The sequence below is a fragment of the Rhizobium sp. JAB6 genome, from assembly GCF_003024605.1.
Classification (GTDB): domain Bacteria; phylum Pseudomonadota; class Alphaproteobacteria; order Rhizobiales; family Rhizobiaceae; genus Rhizobium.
Window position 1 is genome coordinate 971451 of sequence record NZ_PYJQ01000009.1, and the last position, 26335, is coordinate 997785.

Annotated in this window: 29 protein-coding genes; 6 read left to right on the forward strand and 23 right to left on the reverse strand. The window is 60.1% G+C overall.

What is annotated here, in order from left to right:
* The first annotated feature begins 187 nt into the window (after window positions 1-187).
* Window positions 188-973, forward strand: coding sequence for a glycosyltransferase family 25 protein (locus C7U61_RS14795; RefSeq protein WP_106998786.1), 786 nt, complete (start codon window positions 188-190; stop codon window positions 971-973).
* Window positions 974-983: 10 nt separating this feature from the next.
* Here the strand turns inward: C7U61_RS14795 and C7U61_RS14800 are convergent, their stop codons facing one another.
* Together C7U61_RS14800 and C7U61_RS14805 are read right to left on the reverse strand one after the other, a co-directional pair.
* Window positions 984-1817, reverse strand: coding sequence for an outer membrane beta-barrel protein (locus C7U61_RS14800; RefSeq protein ID WP_106998787.1), 834 nt, complete (start codon window positions 1815-1817; stop codon window positions 984-986).
* Window positions 1818-2058: 241 nt separating this feature from the next.
* Window positions 2059-2910, reverse strand: coding sequence for an outer membrane protein (locus C7U61_RS14805; RefSeq protein WP_106998788.1), 852 nt, complete (start codon window positions 2908-2910; stop codon window positions 2059-2061).
* Window positions 2911-3228: 318 nt separating this feature from the next.
* Between C7U61_RS14805 and C7U61_RS14810 the strand changes: the two genes are divergently transcribed.
* Window positions 3229-3789 carry an SH3 domain-containing protein gene (locus tag C7U61_RS14810; protein ID WP_106998789.1) on the forward strand — a complete coding sequence of 187 codons (561 nt, stop codon included), beginning with the start codon at window positions 3229-3231 and terminating at the stop codon, window positions 3787-3789.
* Window positions 3790-3873: 84 nt separating this feature from the next.
* On the opposite strand, the gene glmM is transcribed toward C7U61_RS14810, so the two are convergent.
* From glmM to ybgC, 11 genes are all read right to left on the reverse strand, one after another.
* The gene (gene glmM / locus C7U61_RS14815; protein WP_106998790.1) at window positions 3874-5226 is read right to left on the reverse strand and encodes a phosphoglucosamine mutase; all 1353 of its coding nucleotides are present in this window, start codon (window positions 5224-5226) and stop codon (window positions 3874-3876) included.
* A gap of 370 nt (window positions 5227-5596) precedes the next feature.
* Window positions 5597-7540 carry an ATP-dependent zinc metalloprotease FtsH gene (gene ftsH / locus C7U61_RS14820; RefSeq protein WP_106998791.1) on the reverse strand — a complete coding sequence of 648 codons (1944 nt, stop codon included), beginning with the start codon at window positions 7538-7540 and terminating at the stop codon, window positions 5597-5599.
* Window positions 7541-7593: 53 nt separating this feature from the next.
* Window positions 7594-8982 carry a tRNA lysidine(34) synthetase TilS gene (gene tilS / locus C7U61_RS14825; RefSeq protein WP_106998792.1) on the reverse strand — a complete coding sequence of 463 codons (1389 nt, stop codon included), beginning with the start codon at window positions 8980-8982 and terminating at the stop codon, window positions 7594-7596.
* A gap of 5 nt (window positions 8983-8987) precedes the next feature.
* A complete protein-coding gene (gene ybgF, locus C7U61_RS14830) occupies window positions 8988-9989 on the reverse strand; it encodes a tol-pal system protein YbgF (protein ID WP_106998793.1) in 1002 nt (333 codons plus the stop codon).
* Window positions 9990-10144: 155 nt separating this feature from the next.
* Complete coding sequence (gene pal, locus C7U61_RS14835; RefSeq protein ID WP_106998794.1) at window positions 10145-10678, reverse strand: peptidoglycan-associated lipoprotein Pal; 534 nt, start codon at window positions 10676-10678, stop codon at window positions 10145-10147.
* A 153-nt stretch (window positions 10679-10831) separates the two neighbouring features.
* Window positions 10832-12136, reverse strand: coding sequence for a Tol-Pal system beta propeller repeat protein TolB (gene tolB / locus C7U61_RS14840; protein ID WP_106998795.1), 1305 nt, complete (start codon window positions 12134-12136; stop codon window positions 10832-10834).
* A 20-nt stretch (window positions 12137-12156) separates the two neighbouring features.
* On the reverse strand, window positions 12157-12573 hold the full coding sequence (locus C7U61_RS14845) for a hypothetical protein (RefSeq protein ID WP_245410800.1): 417 nt from the start codon (window positions 12571-12573) through the stop codon (window positions 12157-12159).
* A gap of 8 nt (window positions 12574-12581) precedes the next feature.
* Window positions 12582-13832, reverse strand: coding sequence for a hypothetical protein (locus C7U61_RS14850; RefSeq protein WP_106998796.1), 1251 nt, complete (start codon window positions 13830-13832; stop codon window positions 12582-12584).
* A 9-nt stretch (window positions 13833-13841) separates the two neighbouring features.
* Window positions 13842-14300: a protein TolR gene (tolR, locus tag C7U61_RS14855; RefSeq protein ID WP_106998797.1), complete on the reverse strand. Its 459-nt coding sequence runs from the start codon at window positions 14298-14300 to the stop codon at window positions 13842-13844.
* A gap of 26 nt (window positions 14301-14326) precedes the next feature.
* Complete coding sequence (gene tolQ, locus C7U61_RS14860) at window positions 14327-15049, reverse strand: protein TolQ (RefSeq protein WP_106998798.1); 723 nt, start codon at window positions 15047-15049, stop codon at window positions 14327-14329.
* Window positions 15050-15466: 417 nt separating this feature from the next.
* Entirely contained in the window at window positions 15467-15922 is a 456-nt protein-coding gene (gene ybgC / locus C7U61_RS14865) for a tol-pal system-associated acyl-CoA thioesterase (RefSeq protein WP_106998799.1), read from the reverse strand.
* A gap of 135 nt (window positions 15923-16057) precedes the next feature.
* On the opposite strand from ybgC, the gene C7U61_RS14870 reads away from it, so the two are divergent.
* From C7U61_RS14870 to C7U61_RS14880, 3 genes are read left to right on the forward strand one after another with little or no spacing between them, the layout of a single operon-like run.
* Window positions 16058-17278: an NAD-dependent epimerase/dehydratase family protein gene (locus C7U61_RS14870; protein WP_106998800.1), complete on the forward strand. Its 1221-nt coding sequence runs from the start codon at window positions 16058-16060 to the stop codon at window positions 17276-17278.
* The gene (locus tag C7U61_RS14875) at window positions 17278-18141 is read left to right on the forward strand and encodes a glycosyltransferase (protein ID WP_106999115.1); all 864 of its coding nucleotides are present in this window, start codon (window positions 17278-17280) and stop codon (window positions 18139-18141) included. Before C7U61_RS14870 ends, C7U61_RS14875 begins: the two co-directional genes overlap by 1 nt.
* Window positions 18138-19091 (forward strand): NAD(P)-dependent oxidoreductase, encoded by a 954-nt coding sequence (locus C7U61_RS14880; protein WP_106998801.1) that lies wholly within the window; start codon window positions 18138-18140, stop codon window positions 19089-19091. Before C7U61_RS14875 ends, C7U61_RS14880 begins: the two co-directional genes overlap by 4 nt.
* Here the strand turns inward: C7U61_RS14880 and C7U61_RS14885 are convergent.
* The 8 genes from C7U61_RS14885 to ruvC all read right to left on the reverse strand — a co-directional run bounded on the left by C7U61_RS14885 (window position 19036) and on the right by ruvC (window position 24079).
* Window positions 19036-19599 (reverse strand): DinB family protein, encoded by a 564-nt coding sequence (locus C7U61_RS14885; protein WP_106998802.1) that lies wholly within the window; start codon window positions 19597-19599, stop codon window positions 19036-19038. The genes C7U61_RS14880 and C7U61_RS14885 overlap by 56 nt on opposite strands.
* Before the next feature lie 23 nt (window positions 19600-19622).
* Window positions 19623-20132 (reverse strand): NUDIX hydrolase, encoded by a 510-nt coding sequence (locus tag C7U61_RS14890; protein WP_181315849.1) that lies wholly within the window; start codon window positions 20130-20132, stop codon window positions 19623-19625.
* A gap of 6 nt (window positions 20133-20138) precedes the next feature.
* The gene (locus C7U61_RS14895; RefSeq protein WP_106998803.1) at window positions 20139-21041 is read right to left on the reverse strand and encodes a metallophosphoesterase; all 903 of its coding nucleotides are present in this window, start codon (window positions 21039-21041) and stop codon (window positions 20139-20141) included.
* A complete protein-coding gene (gene ruvB / locus C7U61_RS14900) occupies window positions 21042-22082 on the reverse strand; it encodes a Holliday junction branch migration DNA helicase RuvB (protein ID WP_106998804.1) in 1041 nt (346 codons plus the stop codon).
* Window positions 22083-22235: 153 nt separating this feature from the next.
* Complete coding sequence (ruvA, locus tag C7U61_RS14905; RefSeq protein WP_106998805.1) at window positions 22236-22850, reverse strand: Holliday junction branch migration protein RuvA; 615 nt, start codon at window positions 22848-22850, stop codon at window positions 22236-22238.
* A gap of 12 nt (window positions 22851-22862) precedes the next feature.
* On the reverse strand, window positions 22863-23276 hold the full coding sequence (locus tag C7U61_RS14910) for a type II toxin-antitoxin system VapC family toxin (RefSeq protein ID WP_106998806.1): 414 nt from the start codon (window positions 23274-23276) through the stop codon (window positions 22863-22865).
* Between the two features lies 1 nt (window position 23277).
* On the reverse strand, window positions 23278-23529 hold the full coding sequence (locus C7U61_RS14915) for an AbrB/MazE/SpoVT family DNA-binding domain-containing protein (RefSeq protein ID WP_106998807.1): 252 nt from the start codon (window positions 23527-23529) through the stop codon (window positions 23278-23280).
* Between the two features lie 49 nt (window positions 23530-23578).
* A complete protein-coding gene (gene ruvC, locus C7U61_RS14920) occupies window positions 23579-24079 on the reverse strand; it encodes a crossover junction endodeoxyribonuclease RuvC (protein WP_106998808.1) in 501 nt (166 codons plus the stop codon).
* Window positions 24080-24268: 189 nt separating this feature from the next.
* On the opposite strand from ruvC, the gene C7U61_RS14925 reads away from it, so the two are divergent.
* A complete protein-coding gene (locus C7U61_RS14925; protein WP_106998809.1) occupies window positions 24269-25267 on the forward strand; it encodes an LLM class flavin-dependent oxidoreductase in 999 nt (332 codons plus the stop codon).
* Window positions 25268-25329: 62 nt separating this feature from the next.
* On the opposite strand, the gene C7U61_RS14930 is transcribed toward C7U61_RS14925, so the two are convergent.
* Together C7U61_RS14930 and C7U61_RS14935 are read right to left on the reverse strand one after the other, a co-directional pair.
* A complete protein-coding gene (locus C7U61_RS14930; RefSeq protein ID WP_106998810.1) occupies window positions 25330-25767 on the reverse strand; it encodes a DoxX family protein in 438 nt (145 codons plus the stop codon).
* Window positions 25768-25873: 106 nt separating this feature from the next.
* Window positions 25874-26335 (reverse strand): tetratricopeptide repeat protein, encoded by a 462-nt coding sequence (locus tag C7U61_RS14935; protein ID WP_106998811.1) that lies wholly within the window; start codon window positions 26333-26335, stop codon window positions 25874-25876.

Here is a 26335-nt window from a genome sequence, read left to right on the forward strand (position 1 = left end):
CGCAACAGTTAAATTCGCGCATGGCGCTCCCTCACGATTTCGTGCGAGATTTTTGATAGCGCGTAAGTCACGCGCAACGGAAATATGCCAAATTTGGTGCCACAAAAGCTGGTTTCCGTACTGACACGCAATCATATATGGCCTGGCGCTCGCCGATTGCGCCGATGAAAAAAATCAAGTGTGCTCGATGTCCCTAACTGCGCTTGCCGAAACTTCTTTCACGCCGTCGCAAACAATGCCGGTCTATCTTATCAATATTGATCGGGCAACCGAACGGCTCGCGGAGATTCAGCGGCAGAGCGACGAGGTCGGTTTTCGGTTCGAGCGCGTCCATGGTATCGACGGTGCCCTCATCCCGCGCGACGAGTGGACCGACGTGGATCACAATCGCTTCCAGCGCCGGCACGGCCGTACCATCCTGCCCGGAGAGTATGGCTGCTACCGCAGTCACCTGCTGGCGCTGCATCGGTTTTTGGCGAGCGGCGAGGAAATGGCCGTGGTCATAGAGGATGATGTTGCGCTGGACATCGATTTCCTCGCACGCGCAGTGGCGGCGAAGGACGCTGCGCCCAACGCCGACCTGATCAAGCTTGTCAATCATCGCTGGAACGGCTTTCGCATCATGGGCCGAAGCAGCAAGGGAGATATCGTCGGCCGCTGCCTCTTTGGTCCGCAGGGCTCCACGGCCTGCTATCTCGTCACGCGTAAAGGCGCCGAAAAGATCGTAAAATCGCTGGCCATCATGTCGCTGCCCTGGGATGTGGCGGTGGAACGCGGCTGGGACATGAATATATCCATCGTCAGCACGCGTGCGAATATAGCCGGTTTCAGCCGGCTGCAGCGAACGACGATGATCGGCTGGCGCCGCGACTATCGCGCAGCCAAGGCGCCTGCATGGCGGCGCATACCCGCGCACATCTTCAGAACAGTGGATTTTTTCCGGCGCATTGCTTATGTGCTGACGACGCCGTGAGCGCCGGACGCTACCAGGTGGTGATCCGCAACCCCACGCGAATCTCATGGCGTGACAACGCGCCGTCGCGGCCTGCCGTACCGCCGGCGCCTGCAGCCGAATCTGCGGCGGAATAGCCGAACATGTCTCCGCCGGCGATATGGGAGAAGCGGTAGCCAAGATCGACCTTGATGTTGGGCGCAACCTCGTAAGCGACACCAGCCATCAAGGCATAGGTCAAGCGCCAGTCGCTGTCACCGGGATAACGTGCGCTGACTGAAGCAGTACCGCCACAGCCCGACGTGCCATCGACACAGGAGCCGATGGCATTGACACTGCTCCAGGAAACCCGCGTGGCGCCGACGCCGGCACCGACATAGGGCGTGAAGCCTGCAAGCGTCCCGAGATCGATATATCCATTGACCATCAGGCTGCCCGCCCTGAAGGAAGATCGTGCCTTCATGGAGCATCCCGTGCCACCGGCTCCGCCGGAACATGGCGCATCGCTGGAAATGCGGCCATTGAAATCACCGCTGAAGAAATCGCCGGTGACATCAGCGCGGAATAGATCGTTGAACTGATAGCCGACACCAAGGCTGCCGGAAAAATCGCCGCCGAAGCGGGTCGAATCAAAGCTGTTCGAGCTATAATCGCCACCGGCAGGATCATAGGCGCGAAATTTCGTGGCGGTGCGGCTGGCATTGGCGGCATAGCCGACATCGCCACGCACATACCATCCCCTGGCATCCTTGACGCTCACCTCCGACATCTTGATTTCCGGCGGTGTCGCATCGGCCGCAAGTGCAATACCCGCCGATGCGCCTGCCATCGCTGCCGCCAGCGCCAAAGCGTCAAAACGGATCATTACCCCTCGCCTTCCATCCTCGGGCTCGCGCCGCATGCCGAACCGGCTGGCCTGCCCATCCCTTCGATAGCCCTTCAGTCAGGTCTGGCGGGAAGGCTGCCATTCTCATTTCATTAACCATAAGGAATTCATGGTTAATGAAGCTTTAAGGCGACGGAGAATTGCTTAACGGGATAGGGGGAAAAACAAGAGCCGCCCGGCGAGAACCAGGCGGCTTTTCAATAGCTTGAATGGATATGGCTTACTTGTAGACCGGCGCCTGGACCGGAATGTCAGCTGGCGGCATGTAGCTTGCCGTCTGGCAGCCGCCGAACGTATAGCGGGCACCGATGCGGGCTTCGTGCAGGTTCAGGCCCTTGTCGTAGCCGGGACCGCCATTCTCGTTGTAGCCGAACATGTCGCCGCCCTGAACGTGGCGATAACGATAGCCGACATCAGCCTTGAGGTTGCAGCTCAGATCGATGGAGGTACCGGCCATCAGCGCGTAGGTAAAGCGCCAGCCGCCGCGGCCATTATGCGAGACCGTCCCGTCGCAGGAATCCGGATTGGCGTCAGAGCAGGACGTGTTCTTCAGATTGCTCCACTTGACGTAAGTGCCGCCGAGGCCGCCACCGACATAGGGGGTGAAGATGCCGTAGGTACCGAGATCGACATAGGCATTGGCAAGCAAGCTATAGGCCGTCAGGGAGGCAAGATCACGCGAGGTCGCCGCCGCCGGAGTAAAGCCCGGGCCGCAGGCACCGCAATCGCCCTTCGTAGAACCCTTGAAGTCGGACTTGAAGAGATAGTCGAGCGTCAAGTCCGTGCGCAGGTAGTTGTTGATCTGGTAGCCGACACCGCCGCCGAGCGTGACATTGCCATCGAGCTTGGCGCGATCGAAATCGACCAGGCTGGCATTGGAGCCTTGGAAGTAGTTCGCGCCGCGCAGATTCGTGAAGGCATAGCCGACATCGCCGCGCAGATACCAGCCGCTGGATTGAGCGACGGTCACTTCCGGCGCCGGCTGTACCGGTTCGGGCGTATAAAGATCAGCAGAAAAGGCCGACGTGCCAACAAGCAAAGTGGCAAGTGCCCCAATCAGGGTTTTCATCATGGCTTTGGCTCCAAATTTCTTGCCCTTGGCACAGCAAATGCTTGCCAATTGAAAAGACATGACAGGATAATGATGAAAAGGAGTTAAAACCTGATTAACTACGAATATTTACCGTGTTTATTCAGAATTATACTTCATTCAACATATAAGGCAATTTTTATATATAAGTGAAAAGAATGAGATAAGGCGTGCCGCCCAACTTCTTTTTCCATTCAGGCACCGGATCCGCGGATCACCGAAGGCGGGGTTCCTAAACCGTTTGGCAAGTATCGAACCATTACAGTGCTGCCGCCGGGGAGGTAACGCAGGAGGGAGTCATTGACTTACCATCGAACGATATGGGCCACCTTGGGCCTTGCTCTTATCTTTCTGAGCTCCGCCCCCCTCGCAGGCGCGATGCCGGTCAAGCCGATAGCGGCCACAGCCGCCCCATGGAACAAGGGGCGCGAAACGGGCTTGCCGATCCCGCGCTATGTTTCTCTTCGCGCTCACAAAGCCCGCATGCGCGTCGGGCCATCGACGATCTACGCCACGAAATGGATCTATATGAAGCCCGGTCTTCCCCTTGAGATCATCGACGAATACGGCCATTGGCGGCAGGTCCGTGATGATACCGGCGTTACCGGCTGGATGCACAGTGCACTGCTTTCCGGGACGCGTACGGGCGTGATCGCCCCCTGGCTGACCAAGAATGCCATGCTGCGCGCCGATCCGAATCCCGCCGCCAGGGCGATCGCGGAGCTGCAGCCGCGGGTGCTGGTTTCACTGCAATCCTGCACCGGAACGTGGTGTCGCGTCTCCGTCCGCGGGCACTCCGTCAGAGGTTATATCCGGCAGGACAAGCTCTGGGGCGCTTATCCCGGAGAAATGTTTCAGTAGACCGCCCGTCATTCCGAAACTGAAAACATGATGGCCGCCTGACAGGACGGCCATAATATATTACCAGTAACTTCTTTTGCCTGCTCAGGCGGCCGAACGCACGCTCGATATCACGTCGATCAATCCGCCGACGATGCGCTCGATCTGGCCGCGATCGTCGCCTTCCGCCATGACGCGGATCAGGGGCTCGGTGCCGGAGGGGCGAATCACCAGCCGACCGTTGCGGGACAGCTCGCTTTCCGCATCGGCGATTGCCTGACGCACGTGAATGTCCTCCAGCGGCTTGCCGCCGGAAATACGGACATTGCGCAGCAGCTGCGGCACCGGCTCGAAGCGGCGGCAGACTTCGCTGACCGGCTTGCCCGTGCGCTTCACCGCGGCAAGGATCTGCAGCGCAGCCACCAGACCATCGCCCGTCGTGCCATAGTCGGAGAGCACGATATGACCGGACTGCTCGCCGCCGACATTGTAATTGTGCTGGCGCATATGCTCGACGACATAGCGGTCGCCGACGGCCGTACGCGCAAGCGACATGCCGCGATCGCCCAGGAAGCGCTCCAGCCCGAGATTGGACATGACGGTTGCGACGATGCCATTGCCGCGCAGCGTCTGGCTCTCGGCCCAGCTTTCGGCAATGACAGCCATCAGCTGGTCGCCATCGATGATCGTGCCGGTTTCATCGACAATAATGACGCGGTCGGCATCGCCATCCAGCGCAATGCCGATATCGGCGCGCACTTCGTCCACCTTCCTCTGCAAGGCAACCGGGCTGGTGGAGCCGCAATTCAGATTGATATTCGTGCCGTTCGGCTCATTGCCGATGGTCACAACGTCAGCACCAAGCTCCCAAAGGGCGGCCGGGGCGACCTTGTAGGCGGCGCCATTGGCGCAATCGATCGCGATCCGCAGCCCCTGCAGCGTCACATCGCGCGGCAGCGTGCGCTTGGCATGTTCGATGTAGCGGTCATGGACACCGTCGATACGCTTGGCGCGGCCTATATTTTCCGATCTGGCCAGATGCTCCGACATGTCCTTGTCGAGCATGTCCTCGATCTTCATTTCGAGATCGTCGGAGAGCTTATAGCCGTCAGGGCCGAAAAGCTTGATGCCATTATCCTGGTAAGGATTGTGCGAAGCCGAGATCATGACGCCGATATCGGCGCGCAGCGAGCGCGTCAGCATCGCGACTGCCGGCGTCGGGATAGGACCGAGAACGAAGGCATCGACACCGGCCGCGGTAAAGCCTGCCACTATGGCATTTTCGAGCATATAGCCGGAAAGGCGCGTATCCTTGCCGATGACAACCCTGTGGCGATGGCTGCCTCGATGGAAGATCGTGCCGGCAGCGATACCCACGCGCATGGCAAGATCCGGCGTCATCGGATAGATATTGGATTGACCGCGAATTCCGTCAGTTCCGAAATAACGGCGTTTCATATGCACTCCTGTCGTTGCCGCATTCGGGCAAGGAATGCGGCGGCATCGATATCGCCGCCTGGAAGCCAGCGGCACTGCAAACATCGATGCTTCTGGCTCATGCCATAGATTGTAAAACTCGGCACTTAAATTACCGAGAACGCCTATTACACCGCGTTACCATTAATAAGCACTAAAAAACTGCATCAGATCCTCATGGAGACAGTCATCCACAGCCCATCGCGCTCGCATTACTTCGCCCAGGCACTGGGCTTGTCATAAGGCTCGGCCGCCATTCCCAAGCACTATCTCCTTCGCCTTCAAAGCAGAAGGGCCAGCCGCCTTTTCAGGTGACTGGCCCTTCAATCTCGAGGTTTTCGTCTCCCGCGCCTTAACGCGGCTGCGGTTCGAAGCCGCTTTCGGGCTCATCACCCTTGGCACCGAGCGAGCCGTCCTTCTTCGCGCCGGTCTTTGGCACGGCCGAGCCGCGGCTCGGCGGCGTATCGTCACCGAGATCGCGCGCAGGCTTCTCACCGCGGATCAGCGCCTTGATTTCGTCACCAGTCAGAGTCTCGTATTCGAGCAGTCCTTCCGCCAGAGCCACGAACTCGTCATGCTTTTCGGTGAGGATATCCTTGGCCTGACGATAGGCTTCATCGATCAGACGGCGAACCTCGTTGTCGATCTTCTGAGCGGTTGCTTCCGAGACATTCTTCGACTGCGAAACGGAATGGCCGAGGAAGACTTCCTGCTGGTTCTCGCCATAGGCGACCTGACCGAGCTCGTCGGAGAAGCCCCACTGAGTGACCATCGCCCGCGCAAGCTTGGTCGCCTGCTCGATATCGGAGGAGGCACCCGAAGTAATGTTTTCCTTGCCGAAAGTCAGCTCTTCCGCGACACGGCCGCCCATCATGATGCAGAGGCGGGAGACCATCCACTTGTAGCTCATCGAATAGCGGTCACCCTCGGGGAGCTGCATGACCATGCCGAGGGCACGGCCGCGCGGAATGATGGTCGCCTTGTGCAGCGGGTCAGCGACGGCGACATTGAGCGCCGTGATCGCGTGACCGGCTTCGTGATAGGCGGTGAGCTTCTTTTCCGCTTCGGTCATGGCCGAAGAGCGGCGCTCGGCACCCATCATGATCTTGTCCTTGGCGTCCTCGAATTCCTGCATCGTCACCAGGCGCTTGTTGCGTCGGGCGGCCATGAGGGCGGCTTCGTTGACGAGGTTCATGAGGTCGGCACCGGAGAAGCCGGGCGTACCGCGGGCCAGCGTCTTCAGATCGACGTTCGGAGCCAGCGGCACGTTGCGGGCGTGAACCTTGAGAATCCGCTCGCGGCCAACGATATCCGGGTTCGGAACTACGACCTGACGGTCGAAACGGCCCGGACGCAGCAGCGCGGGGTCGAGAACGTCGGGACGGTTGGTGGCGGCGATCAGGATGATGCCTTCATTGGCCTCGAAGCCGTCCATTTCGACCAGCAGCTGGTTGAGCGTCTGTTCGCGCTCGTCGTTACCGCCGCCAAGACCGGCACCGCGATGGCGGCCGACGGCGTCGATTTCGTCGATGAAGATGATGCAAGGCGCATTCTTCTTGGCCTGCTCGAACATGTCGCGCACACGGCTCGCACCGACGCCGACGAACATTTCGACGAAGTCGGAACCGGAGATGGTGAAGAACGGCACGTTGGCTTCGCCAGCGATGGCGCGCGCCAGAAGCGTTTTACCGGTGCCGGGAGGTCCGACGAGCAGAACGCCGCGCGGGATACGCCCGCCGAGACGCTGGAACTTCTGCGGATCGCGCAGGAATTCGACGATTTCTTCCAGATCCTGCTTGGCTTCGTCGACACCGGCGACGTCGTCGAAGGTAACGCGGCCATGCGCTTCCGTCAGAAGCTTGGCCTTCGACTTGCCGAAGCCCATGGCGCCACGCGAGCCGCCCTGCATCTGACGCATGAAGAACAGCCAGACGCCGAGAATCAGGAGCATCGGCAGCAGCGTGCCGAGATAGCTCAGGAAGCTCGAAGAACCGTCCGATTCCGGACGGCCGACGATGTTGACGTTCTTGCTTTGCAGGCGTTCAAGCAGGCTGTCATCCACGACCGGAGCATAGGTCTGGAAGGGCGTGCCGTTTTCGACATAGCTGCCGACGACGCGGTTGCCGGTGACGGTCACGTCACGGACGCGTCCGGAATCGACTTCCCGCAGGAACTGCGAATACGGTATTTCCCTGGAGCCTGTTTGTGCCGGCGCGTTCTGAAACATGCTGAACAGGGCAATCAACAGCAAGGCTATGATTGCCCACAGAGCGAAATTACGAAAATTAGGGTTCATCGAACTCCCCAGCACTGAAACTCCCGCCGTCAAGCGGCGGTATTACTTGATCCCTAACATAGGGTTGCGCCAAGCCCTTGCCAAGGCAAACCGCATCGCCGCATGTTTTTTCCGTCTATAGGGCCGAAAAGCGGCAGCCGCCTATAGGCTTCACGTCCGAAAGCGGCGGATAGGTGGTCGGCGAATGTGAGGTCAAATCGTGTCAAAAAGCGGTCGAAGGGCGAAAGACGGGGTTGAAGCGCGACGGTCGCCGCCTTTTCGTTGCCATCCGCCACAATCGACGGCATCGCCGCCTGAGCGCGTTTCACCACGCCTCCTGGCAGATTCGCCGGGAAAATCGTCGCGTTTCCCGCTTCAGGAGCGCTGATGCGGACTGCAGTCGAGCCGAAATTCTCGACGTCGAAGCGGCCATCCCAATTGCGTTTTTCGCCAGGCAGGACCGAAACCGGAGCGATGTTGCGGCTCTCCCGCATAAGATAAAGCGCATCGCGACGCAGGTCGAAGATCACTCCTCCCGCCGTGCGCCGGCCGAGGTTCCCTCCGCTCACAAATTCGAGAACACGCTGCATTTGCGCCCGCCCCGGCGGAAAAGACTTGCCGCCGAAGACGGCGGCAAGATAAGACAGGGCATAGGCGACGACCGCTGCATCAGCGGAAAGGCCAGGCCGGCCGACGGCGCAGAGCGCGTCCGCATGGATGGTGACATGCTCGTCCAGCCATGCTGCCGCCCGCGTCGAAAGCGCGGCGCGATCGGCGCCTCCATCAGCAGGCAGTTCGGCCACAGGCTGCCTGGAAAGGCTCATGCGGGTGCGTACGCGCTCGTATTTCACATCCTCGTTGCTGGGATCGTCGAGCCAGGATACGCCATGCGTCTGGAGGTAGGTCCGGATATCGGCCCGCCGGCATGCGAGAAACGGCCTGATAACCCAGATACGCCGATCGAAGAGAACCGCATCGGCGATGCCCGTGCCATAACCGCTCTGCCCCCTCCGCGCGTCGCGCATGGCCATCGTCTCGCGCTGATCGTCCAGCGTATGGGCCGTAACGATCACGTCGGCCGAGATCTCCGAGGCGAGCTCCGCAAGCAGCGCGTAACGCGCTTCGCGTGCTGCGGCCATGATGCCGGTTTCGGGCTTTTCCCCCTGCCAGCGAAGGATAAAATGGGAAATCCCGCGCGAAGCGCAGAATGCCGCAACTTCTTGCGCTTCGTCCGCGGATGCGTCGCGCAATCCATGGTCGATCGTTGCTGCGGTAAGGGTGATATCTTCGTGAGAATGGGATTTCAGCCGCTCGGCAAGGGCAATCAGAAGCCCTGTGGAATCACTGCCGCCCGAAACGGCGACGAGAATATGAGCAGGCTTCGAGAGAGAATCCAGAAATTTGCTGGCTGCCGCTTCGGGCGTAATGGCTGTGGCATCGCCGGTCACAGCGTCAACGGACATGGCGGTCAGCAGGCCAGCCGCTTCTGTTCGCTAGCAACCTTGCTGGTCACAGCCTTGGAGGCCTTCGGATAACGCTTGGTTACCTCGCGAAGCGTGGCGCAGGCGGTATCCTTGTTGTCGAGGGCGGCCAGAGACATGCCGAGCTTCAGCAGCATTTCCGGCGCCTTTTCCGAGGTGCTATATTTCTGATGCGCATTCAGGAAGGTCTTGGCGGCTTCGTTGTACTTGCCCTGCGAATAGAGCGCTTCGCCGAGCCAGAAATTCGCATCCGCAGCCCGCGAACTGCTGGGATAGCTGTCGAGATATTGACGGAATTCCTGTTCGGCAACGTTATAATCGCCGGACAGGACGTGACCGTAGGCGGCCTTGTATTGGTCGTTCTCGCTGCCGAGCGATGCCGTCTGCGAGCCTGAGCCTGCACTTGGCGGCGCACCCGAACCATTGTTGGCCCCGCTCATCGAGGAGCCGATCTGGTCGCCGCTCTGGTCGAACTGGATGGAGCCGAGTTCGCTCGGCGGCTTGCCGCCGCCACGCGGCGCTGCGGTGCCGCCATTCTGCGAGCTGCTGATAACGCCGGCAATATCGTCCTGCTTGCCGCCGCTCTGCGCGGGCACATCGGCCTCGCTCTTCTTCATCGTGCCGCCCGATGCCGGCGCGCTGCCGCGCTTTTCAAGCTGCTGGAAGCGGAATTCGTTGTCTTCCTGCGCCTTGCGGATCTGCTCCTGCATCTGGAGAAGCTGGTAGCTCATCTCCTCGACGCGTCCGTTCAACTGGCGCATCTGGTCTTCGAGTTGCTGCAGGCGCATTTCGGCATCGCTGTTTTGAACGTTGATGACCGGTGCCTGGCCGTATTGCGCTTGTCTTTGATACGCGTTGCCGTGCGCCGCCTGCGCGGAAGCATCGCGGCCCCCGAAATGGAGTCCAAACAACGACAAGGCAGAAGCATCGCGCTCGCTACCCACGACGGCAGCGAGACAAAGCATGCTCGCCACGACAAGTTTTCTCATATGGATCTTCCTGTCCTATTGATTCTTCGGGCCGGAGGGCTCGAACAGGAGATTTTTACAATTGCTCTCAAAAAGCAACGGAGTTCGGCCAAAGTGTGGTCAAAAAAGTAAAGGCGGCACGAGGCCGCCTTTTGCATTTCGACTGGTCTTTGGAATCAGGAGCCGGCGCCGTTGAGCACGGTGACCGCGCGGCGGTTCTGCGACCAGCAGGACTCGTTGTCGCAGGTAGCGACCGGGCGTTCCTTGCCGTAGGAAATCGTCTTCATGCGGTTCGCGGGAACGCCGCGCGAAGCGAGGTAATTTTTCGCCGCGGCTGCACGGCGGGCGCCGAGAGCGAGGTTGTATTCGCGAGTGCCGGTCTCGTCCGCGTGACCTTCGACCGTGATTGAATAGTTCGGATAGCGAGCAAGCCACTGAGCTTGACGATCGAGCGTCTGTGCTGCTTCGGAGCTGATGGAGGAACTATCGACGACGAAGAAGATACGGTCGCCGACATTGACCGTGAAGTCCTGCGGCGAGCCCGGAGTAGCGTTGCCGGCACCGTTCAGGCCAAGACCGTTGGCATCGTTCGGCAGGCCCTTCTTGGAAGCGCAGCCGGCCAGAGAAAGGCCAACGAAAAGCGCGATCATGATCGGGTTGCGGGCGAGGTTCTGCATATGGCCAGCGGCCTGGATTGCGGTGCGGCTCATGGCCGGTCTCTCCTTAAGTCTCTATCAGGGTTGCCAGACTGTAACCGGGTTCGGTTAATCGGATTCCAACAAATATGGTTAATAATGTCCTAAGATTGTCCCCAAACGGTCCACTCACAGGACTTTGCGGCGATAAAGTGGCAGGTCTTTCCACTACTCGAGCAAAGGCGACCATGCCGGGTCGGAAGCGAAGCCCGGCGTCGGGATCTTCTGCTCGTTATAACCGGTCAGGTCGATCGAGTAGAGCTGCGGCCCGCTCGCGCCCGACGGCGCGCGGAAGAACATGATGACGCGGCCGTTCGGCGCCCAGGTCGGTCCCTCGCTGTAGGAGCCGGAGGTCAGGATTCGCTCGCCGGAGCCGTCCGGCTTCATGACGCCGATGGAAAAGTTGCCGCCGGCCCGCTTGGTGAAGGCGATCAGATCGCCGCGCGGCGACCAGACCGGCGTGGAGTAGGAGCCGTTACCGAACGAGATGCGGCGCTGGTTGGAGCCATCGGCATTCATGACATAGATCTGCGGCTGACCGCCGCGGTCGCTTTCGAAGGCGACCTGCGTGCCGTCGGGCGAATAGGACGGCGAGGTATCGATCGCCGCCGTAGACGTCAGACGCGTCGTGGTGCGCGAGCGCAGATCCATCGTGTAGATATTGGCATTGCCTTCCTGCTGAAGGCTCATGATGACGCGCTGCCCGTCCGGCGAGAAGCGCGGCGAGAAGGTCATGCCCGGGAAGTTGCCGACCAGTTCGCGCTGGCCCGTCTGCAGCTGCAGCAGATAGACGCGCGGCTGCTGGTTGGCGAAGGACATGTAGGTCACTTCCTGGCGGTTGGGCGAGAAGCGCGGCGTCAATACCAGGTCGCTGCCGTCGGTCAGCATGCGCACGTTGGCGCCGTCCTGGTCCATGATGCCGAGCTGCGTCTTGCGGGCGGTCTTCGGGCCGCTTTCGGCAACGAAAACCACGCGGGTATCGAAATAGCCCTTCTCGCCGGTGATCTTCTGATAGATCGCATCGGCGATGATGTGCGCGACACGACGCCAGTTATCAGGCTGGGCAAAGAACTGCTGGCCGATCATCTGGCTATTGCCGAACGTATCCCAGAGGCGGAATTCGGCGCGGAGGCGGCCGCCTTCCTGCGTCACGCGGCCAGTCACCAGCGCCTGCGCGTTGATCGAGGTCCAGTCCTGGAAACGCGGAGTCGAATCCGGATTGGTAATCTTCTCGATGAAGGCCTGCTTGTTAATCGGAGCGAACAGTCCGGAGCGCTGCAGGTCGGCGGCGATCACGCTCGAGATCTGCGGTCCGAGGCTATCGTTCGACAGAAGGTCGGTGATAGCGATCGGCATGGGCTGGACGTTGCCCTTGTTGATATTGAGCTCGACCACGGCATAGGCCGGAGTGGATGCCACAGCCATCAGGCCTGCTAGCACCACCAGGAGGCGGACGAAGGATTTTCTGATCATATGTATCAAGCCTTTCAGCATTAATTCGCTGGATCACTGGCATCGAAGCGAAGCGTCACTTCTTTCCAGTCGTCATATTGATCTATTGGTAGGTTTTTGAACGGAGCGGCCCGGAGCACGGCTCGCACAGCGGCGGCCTCCATGGCTTGTTGCGTCGCCTTGGGTCCACCAGCCGCGGTAACCTTCGGTTCGCCCACGATCTCTCCGCTTCGGCTGAGCTTGAGATGCACTCGGACGTGGACATGCTTCGCCCCTGCCATGCCGGGCACGATATTCCAATTCTTCGCCACGTCGTCGCGGATGCTGGCCCCAATCGAATTTCCGCGAGGCTGTGTAGCGCTTCCAGCCTGTGCTGACACGGCACCAACCAACATCATCCCCAAGGCCATAAGCAAGCTCATGCCGAAGCGAGGACAGTGAATTGTCAAAAGCTGCACCCCCCGCATCACATTCCCAAGTCTCTCGGATCGAAGTTGAGCACCAGCTCGTTCCAGCCGTCCGAGCCATCGTACTTGTCCGGCGGCAACAACCCTCCGGCATTTACTTCCTTCTGCAGATCGGCGCGGCTTTTCATCACCGCACGCTCAGCAGCCCCCCTCAGGGCATTCTGGGTGGTTGTCGGTCCACCGCTGACGGAGACTTCCGGTGTGCCGATAATCTGTCCTGACTTGTCGAGGCGAACATGAACCTTGATCGTGACATCGCTTGCCCCTTCCATGCCGGGGACGACAAGCCAGTTCTTACTGATCAGATCGCGCAAACCGTCTTTTTGACTTTGGCTGAGCTTGCCGCCGCCGAGCGACTTCATGCCGCCGCGCGAGGTAACGGGCGTATCAGCACCGGCGGAAGCCTGCTGGGACGAACGTTTCGCACCGCCCTTCGACGATGTGTTGTTCAGCATGGCAGCAATGTCATTCTCGTTGAAATCGCTGGCACTCGACTTGGGTCCCTTGGCGGACTCACGTTTCTTGTCGGCGTCCTTCTTGCCGTCGTCGGACGACGTATTCTTGCTTGTGCTTTGCGTCGTCGTCTTATCCGTCGGCTTTGCGTCGGCGACCTTCACGTCCGGCTTCGGCGTCGGCTTGGCCTCCGGCTTCTGCTCGGCAGCCTTCGGCGGCGTCGGCTGGGGCTTCACATCCGGCACGGGGACGTTGTTTGGCAGCTGAATTTCGGCTTGTTCCGTCGGCTGCGGCGCCGGCGGGGTCGGCGTTGCATCGGCCTTCGGTGTCGGGGGCGTGGGATCCGGCTTCGGGGTCGGCGTCACCTCAGGTTTTTGCTGCGGAATGGCGGCCACTTCCTTGGGGGCGGCTTCCGTTTCCTTCTGTTCGATCGTCTTGACGTCGTTCGGCCTCGGATCGTCCTGCGGAACGGGCGCATCCACCTTCTTCGGCGCCAGGGCCGCAGTCTCGCTCTCCGGCCGTTGCGTCGGTACGACCGGGTTCTTGATATCGACCTTGTTCTCGCCGGTATTCTGGGCGTTGGCGACCTGGTCCTGCTTGGTGGTCGGCTTGCGCGCGGCGTGATCCGTCACGGGCGCTTTCTTCTCACCCTGCTGAAGCTGGTCCGCAGTCACGATATCGACATCCATTGCCGTGCTTTCCGGCGTCTCAAGCGGCGCCGGCGCACTCAGCGTCACCATGGCGCCGATCAGCACCAGGATGTGAATGACAGCAGAGGTAGCAAGACTGCGCTTCATGTCGGTTCGTCAGTGGTCCGTTATCTGCTGCGTAACCAGGCCGATATTCTTGTAACCGGCTTCCTGAATGCGAGACATGACGTCGGCGATGACGCCGTAGGGCGCCTTGCCGTCGCCACGCACGAAAATGCGCTCGTTATAGCCGGTCGTCGCAATCGCCTTCAGCTTGTCGGCGATCTCGGTCACGTTAATCTGCGTCTCCTGCAGGAAGACTTGGCCATCGGCCTTGATCGAGATCGTGATCGGCTGGGTCTGGGCGTTCAGTGCGCCGGCCTGCGTCTGCGGCAGGTCGATCGGCACGCCCGATGTCATCATCGGCGCCGCCACCATGAAGATGATCAGCAGCACGAGCATGACGTCGACCAGCGGCGTTACGTTAATCTCGGAAATCGGGCCGCCACGGCCTCCACCACGACGACCGCCACGGCGGCCACCGCCGCCACCACTACCTCCAACAGACATTCCCATGTGAATACTCCGGTTCTGTCCGCGACTTACTGCGCAGCCTGACGCGGCTGCAGCTTTTCATCGATCTGGCGCGAAAGGATGGCGGAGAATTCATCCGCGAAGCCTTCCATGCGGCCCGAGAGCTTGCCGGCATCGGCCGAGAACTTGTTGTAGGCGATAACCGCCGGAATAGCGGCAACCAGACCGATCGCGGTTGCGAGCAGCGCTTCGGCGATGCCCGGCGCGACGACCGCAAGGTTGGTCGACTTCGAGCCGGCGATCGCCTGGAACGAGGTCATGATACCGACGACGGTACCGAAGAGACCGATGAACGGACCGGCGGAGCCGATGGTCGCAAGCGATCCGAGACGGGCCGTCAGATGTTCCGATTCACGCGCCAGCGTCACGTCCATGGCGCGATCGATACGCATCTGCAGACCGATCGGCGAACGGGCGCCGCGCTCGAAGGATTTCTTCCATTCGCGCATGGCCGCGACGAAAATGGCGCTGAGGCCGGTATTGTTGCGCTCCGAAAGCGTGCGGTACAGCTCTTCGAGCGACTGGCCGGACCAGAAAACCTGCTCGAAGTGATCGAACTGCCGCCGCGCCCGCGCATAGCTCAGATATTTGTCGATGACGATCGCCCAGGTCCATACGGACGCTGCCAGCAGGCCGATCATGACGAGCTTGACCACCAGGCCTGCCTGCATGAAGAGCGACCAGAGGGTGATATCCGGTGTGGTGGCCGCTGCCAATGCTACTTGTTCCATTGATCCAAAATCCCCGAATCCAAACGCCCGGTGCTAGACCGGGCGGCTAAAAGTGATCTCACAAGAATTGTTTGGCAGCCGCCGCTGAACGCCCTGGTCAAGCCTTCCAAGCTTACAACTGCCTTCTTGCCGTCAAATTTGGTCAAAGGAAGGCGTGCACCGCACAAACTCCGACATAATCAGTAAGACACTATTATGGTTAAAAGAATGTTAGCGTCGAAACAGGAAGGATTTGGCAGCGGCGAAGGTTATTCTCGCTCGAGGGAAGAACGGACCGGACGAGACCGGCGACAAACGCAGACAAGCTTGCGCGCGGAATTCCTTCACATATAACTCAAGTTATTGCAAGCTGTCTCTTGTCCATCATGCTACCCCTATGCGAGGCGGCCTGATACGATGAGCATGCCAAATTATTGATTAACCAGCATTTTCCGACGCCATGAGCATCTGCGCGGCAAGTTTCTCAGGCAGGCGGCGCGGACGCCCTTTCGCATTGATCACGGCAATGATGACCTTCGCGGCAATCAGCAGCGTTTCGCCGCGCCGGATTTCCTGGGACAGGACCATCTTGGCACCGCCGGCCTTTTCGGTGACTGTGCGGATCGTCAGCAGGTCATCCATGAGCGCCGGCCCTTTGAAGTCGATCTCCATGCGGTGAACGACGAAAACCAACCCCTCTTCATCGGCATTCAGAAGTTCGCGCTGTTCCACGCCGAGACAACGCAGATAATCCGTGCGTCCGCGCTCGAGGAAATGCAGGTAGCGCGCGTGATAGACGAGGCCGGAAAAATCCGTATCCTCATAATAGACTCGCTGCACCAGCCGGTGGCTTCCGGCTTCCAGTTCCCCAGCAATCAGAAAGGGGCTGTTCATCGTTGCCGCATCTCCTTGAATGTCCGGCATCTCTTTGGCCGAAGTTCTGCCATCAAGCAAGCTTTGAACAATTGTCATAAACTCCGACTATCCGGAATCGTGCCGGCTAGCGGATCGGCATGGAAGGAAGATCCTATGAAAATTGCGGTTATGGGCGGTGACGGATTCATTGGTTGGCCAACCTCGCTTCACCTCTCCGACGCCGGTCATGAGATCCACATCCTCGACAATCTCTCCCGCCGATGGATCGATACCGAGCTGGGTGTGCAGTCGTTGACGCCGATGGATTCGATTCAGGAACGCACCCGCATCTGGCACGCCGAAACCGGCCGCCGCATCCATTTCCACCTGATCGACCTCGCCAAGGACTATGAACTTCTGAAGAAATGGTTGGCCGAGCACCGCCCCGACGCGATCGTCCATTTCGCCGAGCAGCGCGCCGCTCCGTATTCGATGAAGAGTGACCGCCACAAGAACTACACGGTCAACAACAACGTCAACGCCACCCACAATCTTCTGAACGCGCTGGTCGAGCTCAATCTCGACTCGCATCTCGTGCATCTCGGCACGATGGGCGTCTATGGCTATTCGACGATCGGCGCCGCCATCCCCGAGGGCTATCTGCCCGTCGGCATCGAGACGACCGACGGCCGCACGGCGAGCCAGGAGATCCTCTATCCAGCCAATCCCGGCTCGATCTATCACATGACGAAATGCCTCGATCAGCTGCTCTTTCAATTCTATGCCAAGAACGACGGGCTGAGGATCACCGACCTGCATCAAGGCATCGTCTGGGGCACGCATACCGAGCAGACGCGCCGGCATGAACAGCTGATCAACCGCTTCGATTATGACGGCGACTATGGCACGGTGCTCAACCGCTTCCTCATTCAGGCGGCGATCGGCTATCCCCTGACCGTCCATGGCACCGGCGGCCAGACCCGTGCCTTCATCCATATCCAGGATTCCGTGCGCTGCATCGAGCTCGCGCTGAAGAATCCGCCGGCCCGCGGCGCCCGCGTCGAAATCTTCAACCAGATGACGGAAACGCATCGCGTGCGCGATCTTGCCGATATGATCGCCAAGATGAGCGGCGCTGAGGTGGTCCGCCTGCCGAACCCGCGCAAGGAGGCACCGGAAAACGATCTCATCGTCAAAAACGACAAGTTCCTCGATCTCGGGCTGGCGCCGATCACACTGGAGGCGGGTCTTCTTAGCGAAATCGTCGATGTCGCCAGGAAATATGCCTATCGTGTGGATCGCTCGCGCGTTCCCGCCGTTTCCGCCTGGACCAAGGATCTCGCCGCGACAGTCAACCATGATCCCGAGGGCAAGAGGCTGAAGTCCGTGTCATGATGCCGGGAAGCGAATTACTGCAGGGCCTGCGCCCGCAGACCCGTCCTCGTGCCAGACAAGCATTCGTGACGCTCGTCACGAATGCCGACTACGCCATGGGCGCTCTGGCGCTGGCGCGCTCGATCGTGCGCAGCGGTACGAAAGCCGATATCGTCGTGCTGCATACGGAAGGGGTCGGCGAAGGCGACCTCGCCCCATTGGCCGCGCTCGACTGCCGGCTGGTCGCTGTCGAACATCTTCCGCTCTCGGATGCCTTCAACGAGCGGCATGCCCGTGGCAATCTTCACGCCGCTGCGCCTTTCACCAAGGGCCGCAAGCCCTCCTTCCACACGCCGCTCGATAATTTCTGCAAGCTCAGGCTCTGGCAGCTGATCGAATACGATACCTGCGTCTTCATCGATGCGGATGCGCTGGTGCTGCGTAATGTCGACAGGCTTTTCGACTATCCGGAATTTTCGGCCGCGCCGAATGTCTACGAAAGCCTCACCGATTTCCATCGGCTGAATTCCGGCGTCTTCGTCGCCAAGCCGTCGCTAGCGACCTTTCAGCACATGCTGGAGCACCTCGACCGCCCTGACGTCTTCTGGCGGCGCACCGACCAGACCTTCCTCGAGACCTTCTTCCCGGATTGGCACGGACTGCCCATCTTCATGAACATGCTGCAATATGTGTGGTTCAGCATGCCCGAGCTTTGGAACTGGAGCAGTGTTTCGATCCTGCATTATCAGTATGAGAAGCCCTGGGAGGAAAATCATCCCAAGGCCGAGCTGCTGAAACCGCTGATCGAGCTGTGGCATAGCTTCCATTCCGGCCGGAACATGCCCGATATCGCCACGCTCGCAAACCCGCGAGCGGCGGCATGAAAGTCCTTGTATCAGGCGGAACGGGCCTCGTCGGCCGATACATCGCCGAGGAACTGCTGTCGGCCGGATATAAGGTTGTCATCGGTGGGCGCAATCCGCCCCCACCGGGCCTCTTTTCCCAGCCCGTCTCTTTCGTCCCCCTGAGCCTTAACCCAACGGAAAATCAAAGCAGCGCCTTCGACGATGCCTATTTCTTCGTGCATGCCGCCTTCAGCCATGTCGCCGGCAAATATCGCGGCGGCGAAGGGGAAGATCCGCAAGGCTTTCGCCGCCTCAATCTCGACGGCTCGGTCAAGCTTTTCGAGACGGCCAGAAGGGCCGGCATTCGCCGCTGCATCTTTCTGTCTTCCCGCGCCGTCTATGGCGATGGCATTGCCGGGGAGGAGCTGACCGAGACGGCCGCGCCGAAGCCGAATACGCTCTACGGTGAAATCAAGCGTGATGCCGAGCACGCCCTGTTTTCTCTGTCCATGCCGGGCTTTGCCACGGCGAGCCTTAGAGCGACGGGCGTCTATGGCGACCTGCGGCCGAACAAATGGGATGAGATGTTCAGCGACCATCTGAGCGGCAAGCCAGTTCCTTCCCGCGCCGGAACCGAGGTTCACGGCCGCGATCTCGGCCGCGCGGTTCGTCTTCTGCTGGAAACGGAAACCGGCCGCATTGACGGCCAAGCCTTCAATCTCTCGGATATCCTGACAGACACGTGCGAAATCCTAGGGCATCTTCAAAGCGCAATGGGTTGTGCGCATGCGCTGCCGGCGCCCGCGGAGCGCGATGCGATCTCTGTCATGGATACGGCGAAAATCCGCGCACTCGGATGGCAAGGCGGCGGAAAGGCGTTGCTGCGGCAGACGATCGAAACGCTGGCGAAGACGATGTCGCCACAGGTTATCCTCAGCGCATCAGCTTCGTCTCGTCCCAACCAAGCGCCGCCAGTTCCTCGCCCCTGAACCGCGCATCGTCGGAAACGATGAATTCATCGAGCTGCGGCGGCGCAACGCTGCTTCCGGCCAGCATGGCATGCACCTGCCCGCGGTGATGCGTCTGATGCTGGAACAGATGGTTCAGCACATCGTCCGCCCTCTCCCGCTGAATACGGCCCTCACGTTGGATATCGACGATCCGCACAGCCGTCTCCGGCGTCAGAGCCTCGCAGAACACGATCAGCCTGCGATCGACATCGGCCTGCTCCCGGCTCAACTCGTCCAGCCGGTCATACGGCTCCTCGATGTCAAAAGCCTTCAGGCCCAGAGTACCGCCTTCAAGCGCGTCGACGTAGAACCAGTCCACCGTCAGGATATGATTAAGGGTCGCCTTGATAGACGGAAAGAAGCTCATACGCCTCGCCTCGAATTCGCCGGGCAGCAACGCCGCACAAGCACGATACAGCCGGACATTCGCCAATGCGTTATTATAGGCAAGCTTACGAAAGCTGCGAACCGAATCGAAAGCGGCCATCCAATCCCCCAAAGCCAAATCCCCTAAGTCCTGTCGAGATCGCCATCCCGCCAGACGAGATGACGAGACGTCAGCGGCAGATTCTCGATTTCCTCGGCGATGAAATAGGGCGGGATGTCGAGCGCCACCAGCGCCTTGCGCGTCGCCCGCACCCATTTGAATTCCAGATCGTTGTCGCCGTCCTTGATTCGATGCACGATCCTCTCGGGATCGAAAGGAAATCCGGCTGGAATTTCCATCAGGTAATAGAGGCCGAGTTCATGCCAGTCCAGTTCTTCGTAATGGAAGAAATTCTCTACGGACCAGAGCAGGCGCCCGACCGTGACATCCACGCCGAGCTCCTCCATCATCTCGCGCCGCAGGGTCTCTTCCGAGGTCTCACCGATCTCGGCCCGGCCGCCTGGAAAGGTCCAGAAGGCTTCATGTACGGCGCGATGCACCAGGACATGGCCGTCGCGAAATCCAAGGCCCCCGACACGCACCTGGAAGCGCGCTCGGCCGGCATTCAATCTGATATGTTTGCGTTTCGGCATGATCCTCTATCCCACATCGATCACCACGATCTCGGGCGGAACGCCGAAGCGGACCGGCGCAATGGAGCAGCCGAGGCCGCCCGATACGATGATATGGCGCTCCTCTTCGACGATATGCCCATAGACATACCGGTCACCATAGCGCGAGGGCGAATAGGGCGACCAGCCGAAAATCCTCACCTGCCCGCCATGCGTATGCCCTGACAGGGTGAGCGCCACGCGACGGGGAATGGCAGGAAAGATATCGGGCTCATGGGCCATAAGGATGACCGGGGCGTCATCGCCGATCTGCGCCAGCGTGCCGCCGAGATCGTCAAGCCCTTTGGTGAGCGGCCTCTTCCAGCGGATGCTGCGGCGCAAGGCCAGCTGATCCTCGACGCCGGCAAGCCAGAAACCCTGCCCGTCCTTTTCCAGGCGCGCTGCCCGGTTGGAATAGACCTCGATGCCAACGGCGGCCAGCGCCCGATGGCTGAAAGTAGGGCCATGGCCGGTTCTCTGGGCCGTCGCATCATGCCACCAATCGTGATTGCCGATGATGGCGTGGACACCGAGCGGCGCCTTCAGCTTCGCCAGTTCCGCCGCCCAGATGCGATGATCGACACGGCTGGTAATGAGATCGGTTCCCGATGTGTAATCGCCGAGCAGTACGATGATGTCACCGCCGAGCTCATTGGCATGGGCGCAGATCGAGGCGATGCGCTCGGCATTCATCCAGGGCTCACAGGCATGGAAATCGGCGAGCGCAACGATCCTCAGCTTCAGCCCGGGCGTCCATCCCGGCGGGGTCAGCGCATAGCGGGTGACATTCAGCCGAACGACCGGCTCATAGCCGAGCGCATATCCCCCGAATGCCATCAAACCAAATATGCTGCCGCCGAAAAGCTTCAGGAAGGCACGACGGCCGAGCATTCAATCGTCCTCCCGGAACAACCCGAACTGTGCTGCCTCCAAATCCTTGGGCGGCTGCATGCCGAGATGTTTCCAGGCGATCGCGGTCAAGACACGGCCGCGCGGCGTACGCTGAATGAAGCCCTGCTGGATCATATAGGGCTCGATAATATCTTCGATCGCGTCGCGCGGCTCGGAAAGGCCGGCGGCAATGGTCTCGATGCCGACAGGGCCGCCGCCGAAATTGACCGCGATCATGTTCAGATAGCGCTTGTCGAGCTGGTCGAAACCGACATCGTCGACGAGAAGCCGTCTCAGCGCCTCGTCGGCAATCTCGCGCGTTACCGCTTCGACCTTGGCGACCTCGGCGAAATCGCGCACGCGCCGCAGCAGCCGGCCGGCAATGCGCGGCGTGCCGCGGGCGCGACGCGCAATTTCCCGCGCACCCTCATCGGTCATGCCAAGACCCATGAGCCTCGCACCACGCCGGACGATCAGTTCAAGTTCTTCGACCGTATAGAAACTCAGGCGCACCGGAATGCCGAAACGGTCGCGCAGCGGCGTCGTCAGCAGGCCGAGACGGGTCGTCGCGGCAACCAGAGTGAACTTGGCGAGATCGATCTTCACCGAACGTGCCGCCGGGCCCTCGCCGATGATCAGATCGAGCTGGAAATCCTCCATCGCCGGATAAAGAATTTCCTCGACAGCCGGGTTCAAACGATGGATTTCGTCGATGAAGAGGACGTCCCGCTCCTCGAGGTTGGTGAGCAGTGCGGCAAGATCGCCCGCCTTGGCGATGACGGGGCCTGATGTCGAGCGGAAATTGACGCCGAGTTCCTTCGCCATGATCTGCGCCAGCGTCGTCTTGCCGAGGCCGGGCGGACCGACGAACAGCACATGGTCCAGCGCCTCGCCGCGCCCCTTGGCCGCCTCTATGAAGACCTTCAGATTGGCGCGCGCTTCAGCCTGGCCCGTAAACTCGTCCAGCGATTGCGGCCTGAGCGTCGCGTCGATGTCTTCGCCCCGCTTCTCCGGCGATATCAGACGTGCGGCTTCACTCATGTCAGAGGTTCCATTTCCGGTATGCGTTTTGCGGCTCGCGCGTCAAAGGCGTTATCACATCCGCCGCATCAAAAATACTCTTCGACGAAGGAGTGCAGAAGCTCAATCTCTCGGCTTTGCGACAATAGTCAGGATTGCGGAAGGTGCAAAGCCTCACCGCGAGAGTTCCTTGAGTCCGAGGCGGATCAGCTTGGCACTATCGGCACCTTCGCCGGCCGCCTTTATCGCTGCCGCTACGGCATTGGCCGCCTGATCGCGGGAATAGCCGAGATTGGTCAGCGCCGAAACGGCGTCTGCCACGGGTGCCGATGCGACTCCTTCGCCCAACTCCTGCTTGAGCTGGATGTTGGCGGCGTCGCCGGCAAAAGCCGGTGCCTTGTTCTTCAGTTCCGTCACGATGCGCATGGCAACTTTCGGGCCGACGCCAGGCGCCCGCGAAACGGCGGCGCGATCCTGCAACGCAATGGCATTTGCAAGCTCGGCCGGCGTCAGCGTCGACAGCAGCGCCAGCGCCACCTTCGCACCGACGCCCTGAACCGTCTGCACGATATTGAACCACTCGCGCTCCAGCGCCGTCATGAAGCCGAAAAGCCGGATCTGATCCTCTCGCACATAGGTCTCGATGAATAGAATGCAGGCCTCGCCGGCGGAGCCGAGCTTCGACAGCGTTCGGGCCGAGCAATAGGCGACGTAGCAGACGCCATGGACATCCACGAGAACATAGTCTTCGCCGATCTCTTCGATTGTGCCTTTCAGCTTGCCGATCATGAATTGCGTCCGTCAGGGATGGGTTTCTGGAGTGATGAGGTCGAGTGAGGGAAAGTAGGAGCGGTAGCCCTTGAGATCTCGCGTCAATATGGAATAGCCGCGCACTGCAGCGTGCGCTCCGATCAGAAAGTCTGGAAGAATGCGCTCTCTCTCACCACCAGCCTGGCGATAAACCCTAAAAGCCGCCGCTGCGGCAAATGCTGCTGGCCAGGGAATGCTTTCACGGCGAAATTCGCTTTGCGGCAGCAGCTCGTCCACTTGATCCATGCTGCTGTAACGCAGAGAGAATTCCGCATAAATGATGGGGTTGATAACGACCGGTCCTCGCTTGAAAGCGGAAAGAATCTGCCCACTGGACCAGCCGTGCCAGGCTGAACCAGATATCGCCAGATCAACCAGCACATTCGTATCGACGATGGTGACCATGCTACCGGTCACGAGTCATCGACATCAGAGTCTCGGCGTCGATATCCTGATCGCCGGTGCCTTCCAGGCGCTTGAGAGTGGCCATGAACCGATCGAGCCGTTGCCGATCCTCGATCTCCCGCTTGCCGTTTTTGGGTGAAACAACCAGCTTTCCATTCTCGATGGAGAATATGACCTCGCTGTTGAGCTCTATGCCAGCCAACTCACGCAAATCGCGAGGGATAGTCACCTGTCCCTTGGATGTCACACGCATTCTTACTCTCCCGTCACAAAGTAAGAATTATCATTACCATAGGAACAAGTCAAGAACAAACTATCCGGCTGGCGCCGCGGTTGTGGGCATGACAGACGGCAATGGCGAGCGCATCCGCGGCGTCATTGCCCTTGAACTCGACCTTGGGCATCAGGATCTTCAGCATCATGTGGATCTGCTGCTTCTCGCCGTGTCCGACGCCGATCACGGCCTTCTTGACCGCGTTCGGCGCATATTCCGAGACGGGCAGACCGGCGCGCGCCGGCACCAGCATGACTACGCCACGCGCCTGGCCGAGCTTCAAAGTCGCCACCGCATCCTTGTTGACGAAGGTCTGTTCGACGGCAGCCTCGTCGGGCTGATAGCTGTGAACGACGTCGACAAGCCCGTCGTGAAGCTGGCACAGGCGGGACGCGAGATCCATGTCGCCGTCCGAGGTCACGGTTCCCGATGCGACGAAGCGCAGGGAATTGCCAAGCGTATCAATGATACCCCAGCCGGTGCGGCGCAAGCCCGGATCGATGCCGATGATGCGAATCGTATTCTGCATAAGCCAACCTATCTTTCAGACCCGACATGTGCCAGCAAAATGTGAACAAAACAAAAACAAGCCCTGGATTGGATCGCCGAAGCCACGCTGAAAACATCGTGACGAAATTGCGGCGGCGGGTTTGGAATAGGCGTGCAGCGCTCCTACATGTGCAAGCAACCCTCCCTTCCACCACGCAGGTTTCTTGCCATGGTCCCCTTTTCCATCCTCGATCTTTCGCCCGTTGCCGAAGGCAGCACTATCAGCCAGTCCTTCGAGAGTTCGAAGCGCATGGCGCAGAAGGCGGAAGAACTGGGCTACAACCGATTCTGGCTCGCCGAGCATCATGGCATGCCGGGTGTCGCAAGTGCTGCGACCTCAGTCGTCATCGGCCATGTCGGCGCGGCAACCTCGCGCATCCGCATCGGTTCGGGTGGCGTCATGCTGCCGAACCATTCTCCGCTCGTGATTGCCGAGCAGTTCGGCACACTGGAAGCGCTGTTTCCCGGCCGCGTCGATCTCGGCCTCGGCCGCGCGCCCGGCACCGACATGCGCACGGCCCAGGCCCTGCGGCGGAATATGGAAGCAGGAGCACAAAGCTTCCCCAACGATATCGTCGAGCTGCAGCACCTCTTCAGCCCGGCTGACGACAACCAGGTCATCCTCGCCGTTCCCGGCCATGGCGCCAACATCCCCATCTGGCTGCTCGGCTCCAGCCTCTACAGCGCCCACCTCGCCGCCATGTTCGGCTTGCCCTATGCCTTCGCCTCGCATTTTGCGCCAGAAGCCTTGATGGATGCTATCGCCATCTACCGCGAGCGCTTCACGCCTTCGGCCACGCTCGATAAGCCCTATGTCATGGTCGGCGCCATGGGCGCTGTGGCCGATACGGACGAAGAAGCGCAGTATCACTTCACCTCAGCACAGCAGCAATTCGTCAATCTCCGCCGCAACGTGCGCGGCCCCTTCCCGCGCCCGCGCCGTGACATGGATGATTTCTGGACGCCGATGGAAAAGCTGAATGTGGAAAATACGCTGCGCTATGCCGTGGTCGGCTCGCCGGCAACGGCGCAGGCGAAGCTTTCGCAATTCATCAAGGACACGGAAGCAGACGAAGTCATCATTTCGATGCCGATCCACGACATCGAGGCGCGCTTGAAGTCGGTGGAACTCTTCGCGACGCTTCCAAGCTTCAAGAAGGTCTCCTGACTTTCAGGCGGTCTATGCGGTGAGCCGATCTCATATTCGGGCTCACCGGGCGATCGACGGGCTCAAGCCACCAGCCTCGTCTTCCAATGACGCCGGATGAGCATGTCGAGCGACAGCTTGCCGGCGCCGGCAACGATCAGGGCGAACATGCCGCCTGCGATCGCCAAATCCTTTTCGAAATGCAGCAATTCGTTGTGGCTGGCGAAATTGGTGTGAAACAGCAGTGCCGTCAGCACGCAGAACAGGCCAAGGCCAAATGCCGCCAGGCGGGTCATGAACCCGAGCGCGATGGCAAAGCCGGCGCCAAGCTGCAGCACGATGGTGGCAATGGCGATGGGAGCAGTGACGCCAAGCCTCGCCATCGCCTCCAATGCGGTGTCGAGATTGCTGGCAAGTTCGATGCCTTCTTCGAGAAAGAGCAGCGATAGCAGCAGACGGCCGAACAGCAATGCCATGTCGGCCATATTCACGAGAACGGCATTCTCCTCTTCCAATTCCATGGCCTTTCTCCTTCCCGTCGAAATCCGCGCGGCTTCCGATCCCGTCCGGCAGCATCCCCTCGACGTCATCGAGTGAAATGCCGCCGGATCGGTTGCGGCCGGGGCTTTAGTTGGTTCCCTTGGCGGCGATTGCCTTGGTGAGATCTTCAAGCTCCTCGCATCCCGACGGGCAAAGCTTGGCAAGTGCTGCGAGCTGCTCGCGGGCCTTGGGCATATCGCCGGTTTCGACATAGAGTTCGCCGAGATATTCGTGCGCACCCTTGTGGCCCGGCTGCAGTTCCAGGGCCTTGGTGTAGTAGGTCAGCGATGTCTTGAAGTCGCCGGTCTTGCGCAGGGTAAAGCCCATCAGATTGTAGACATCGGCTTGCTGGTGCTCCTCGGCGATATCACGAAGCTCGGCGAGCGCGCCGGCATAGTCCTTCGCGTCGATCTTGGTGCGCACCGAAGTCAGATCGGGCGCATCGCTCGATTCCATATTGTCGACGGCAAAAGCGACTCCTGACGTTGCGGCAGGAAGGATGGTAACGGCGCAAAGCCCGGCGATCCCGAAAATGGCATGTCTGAACAT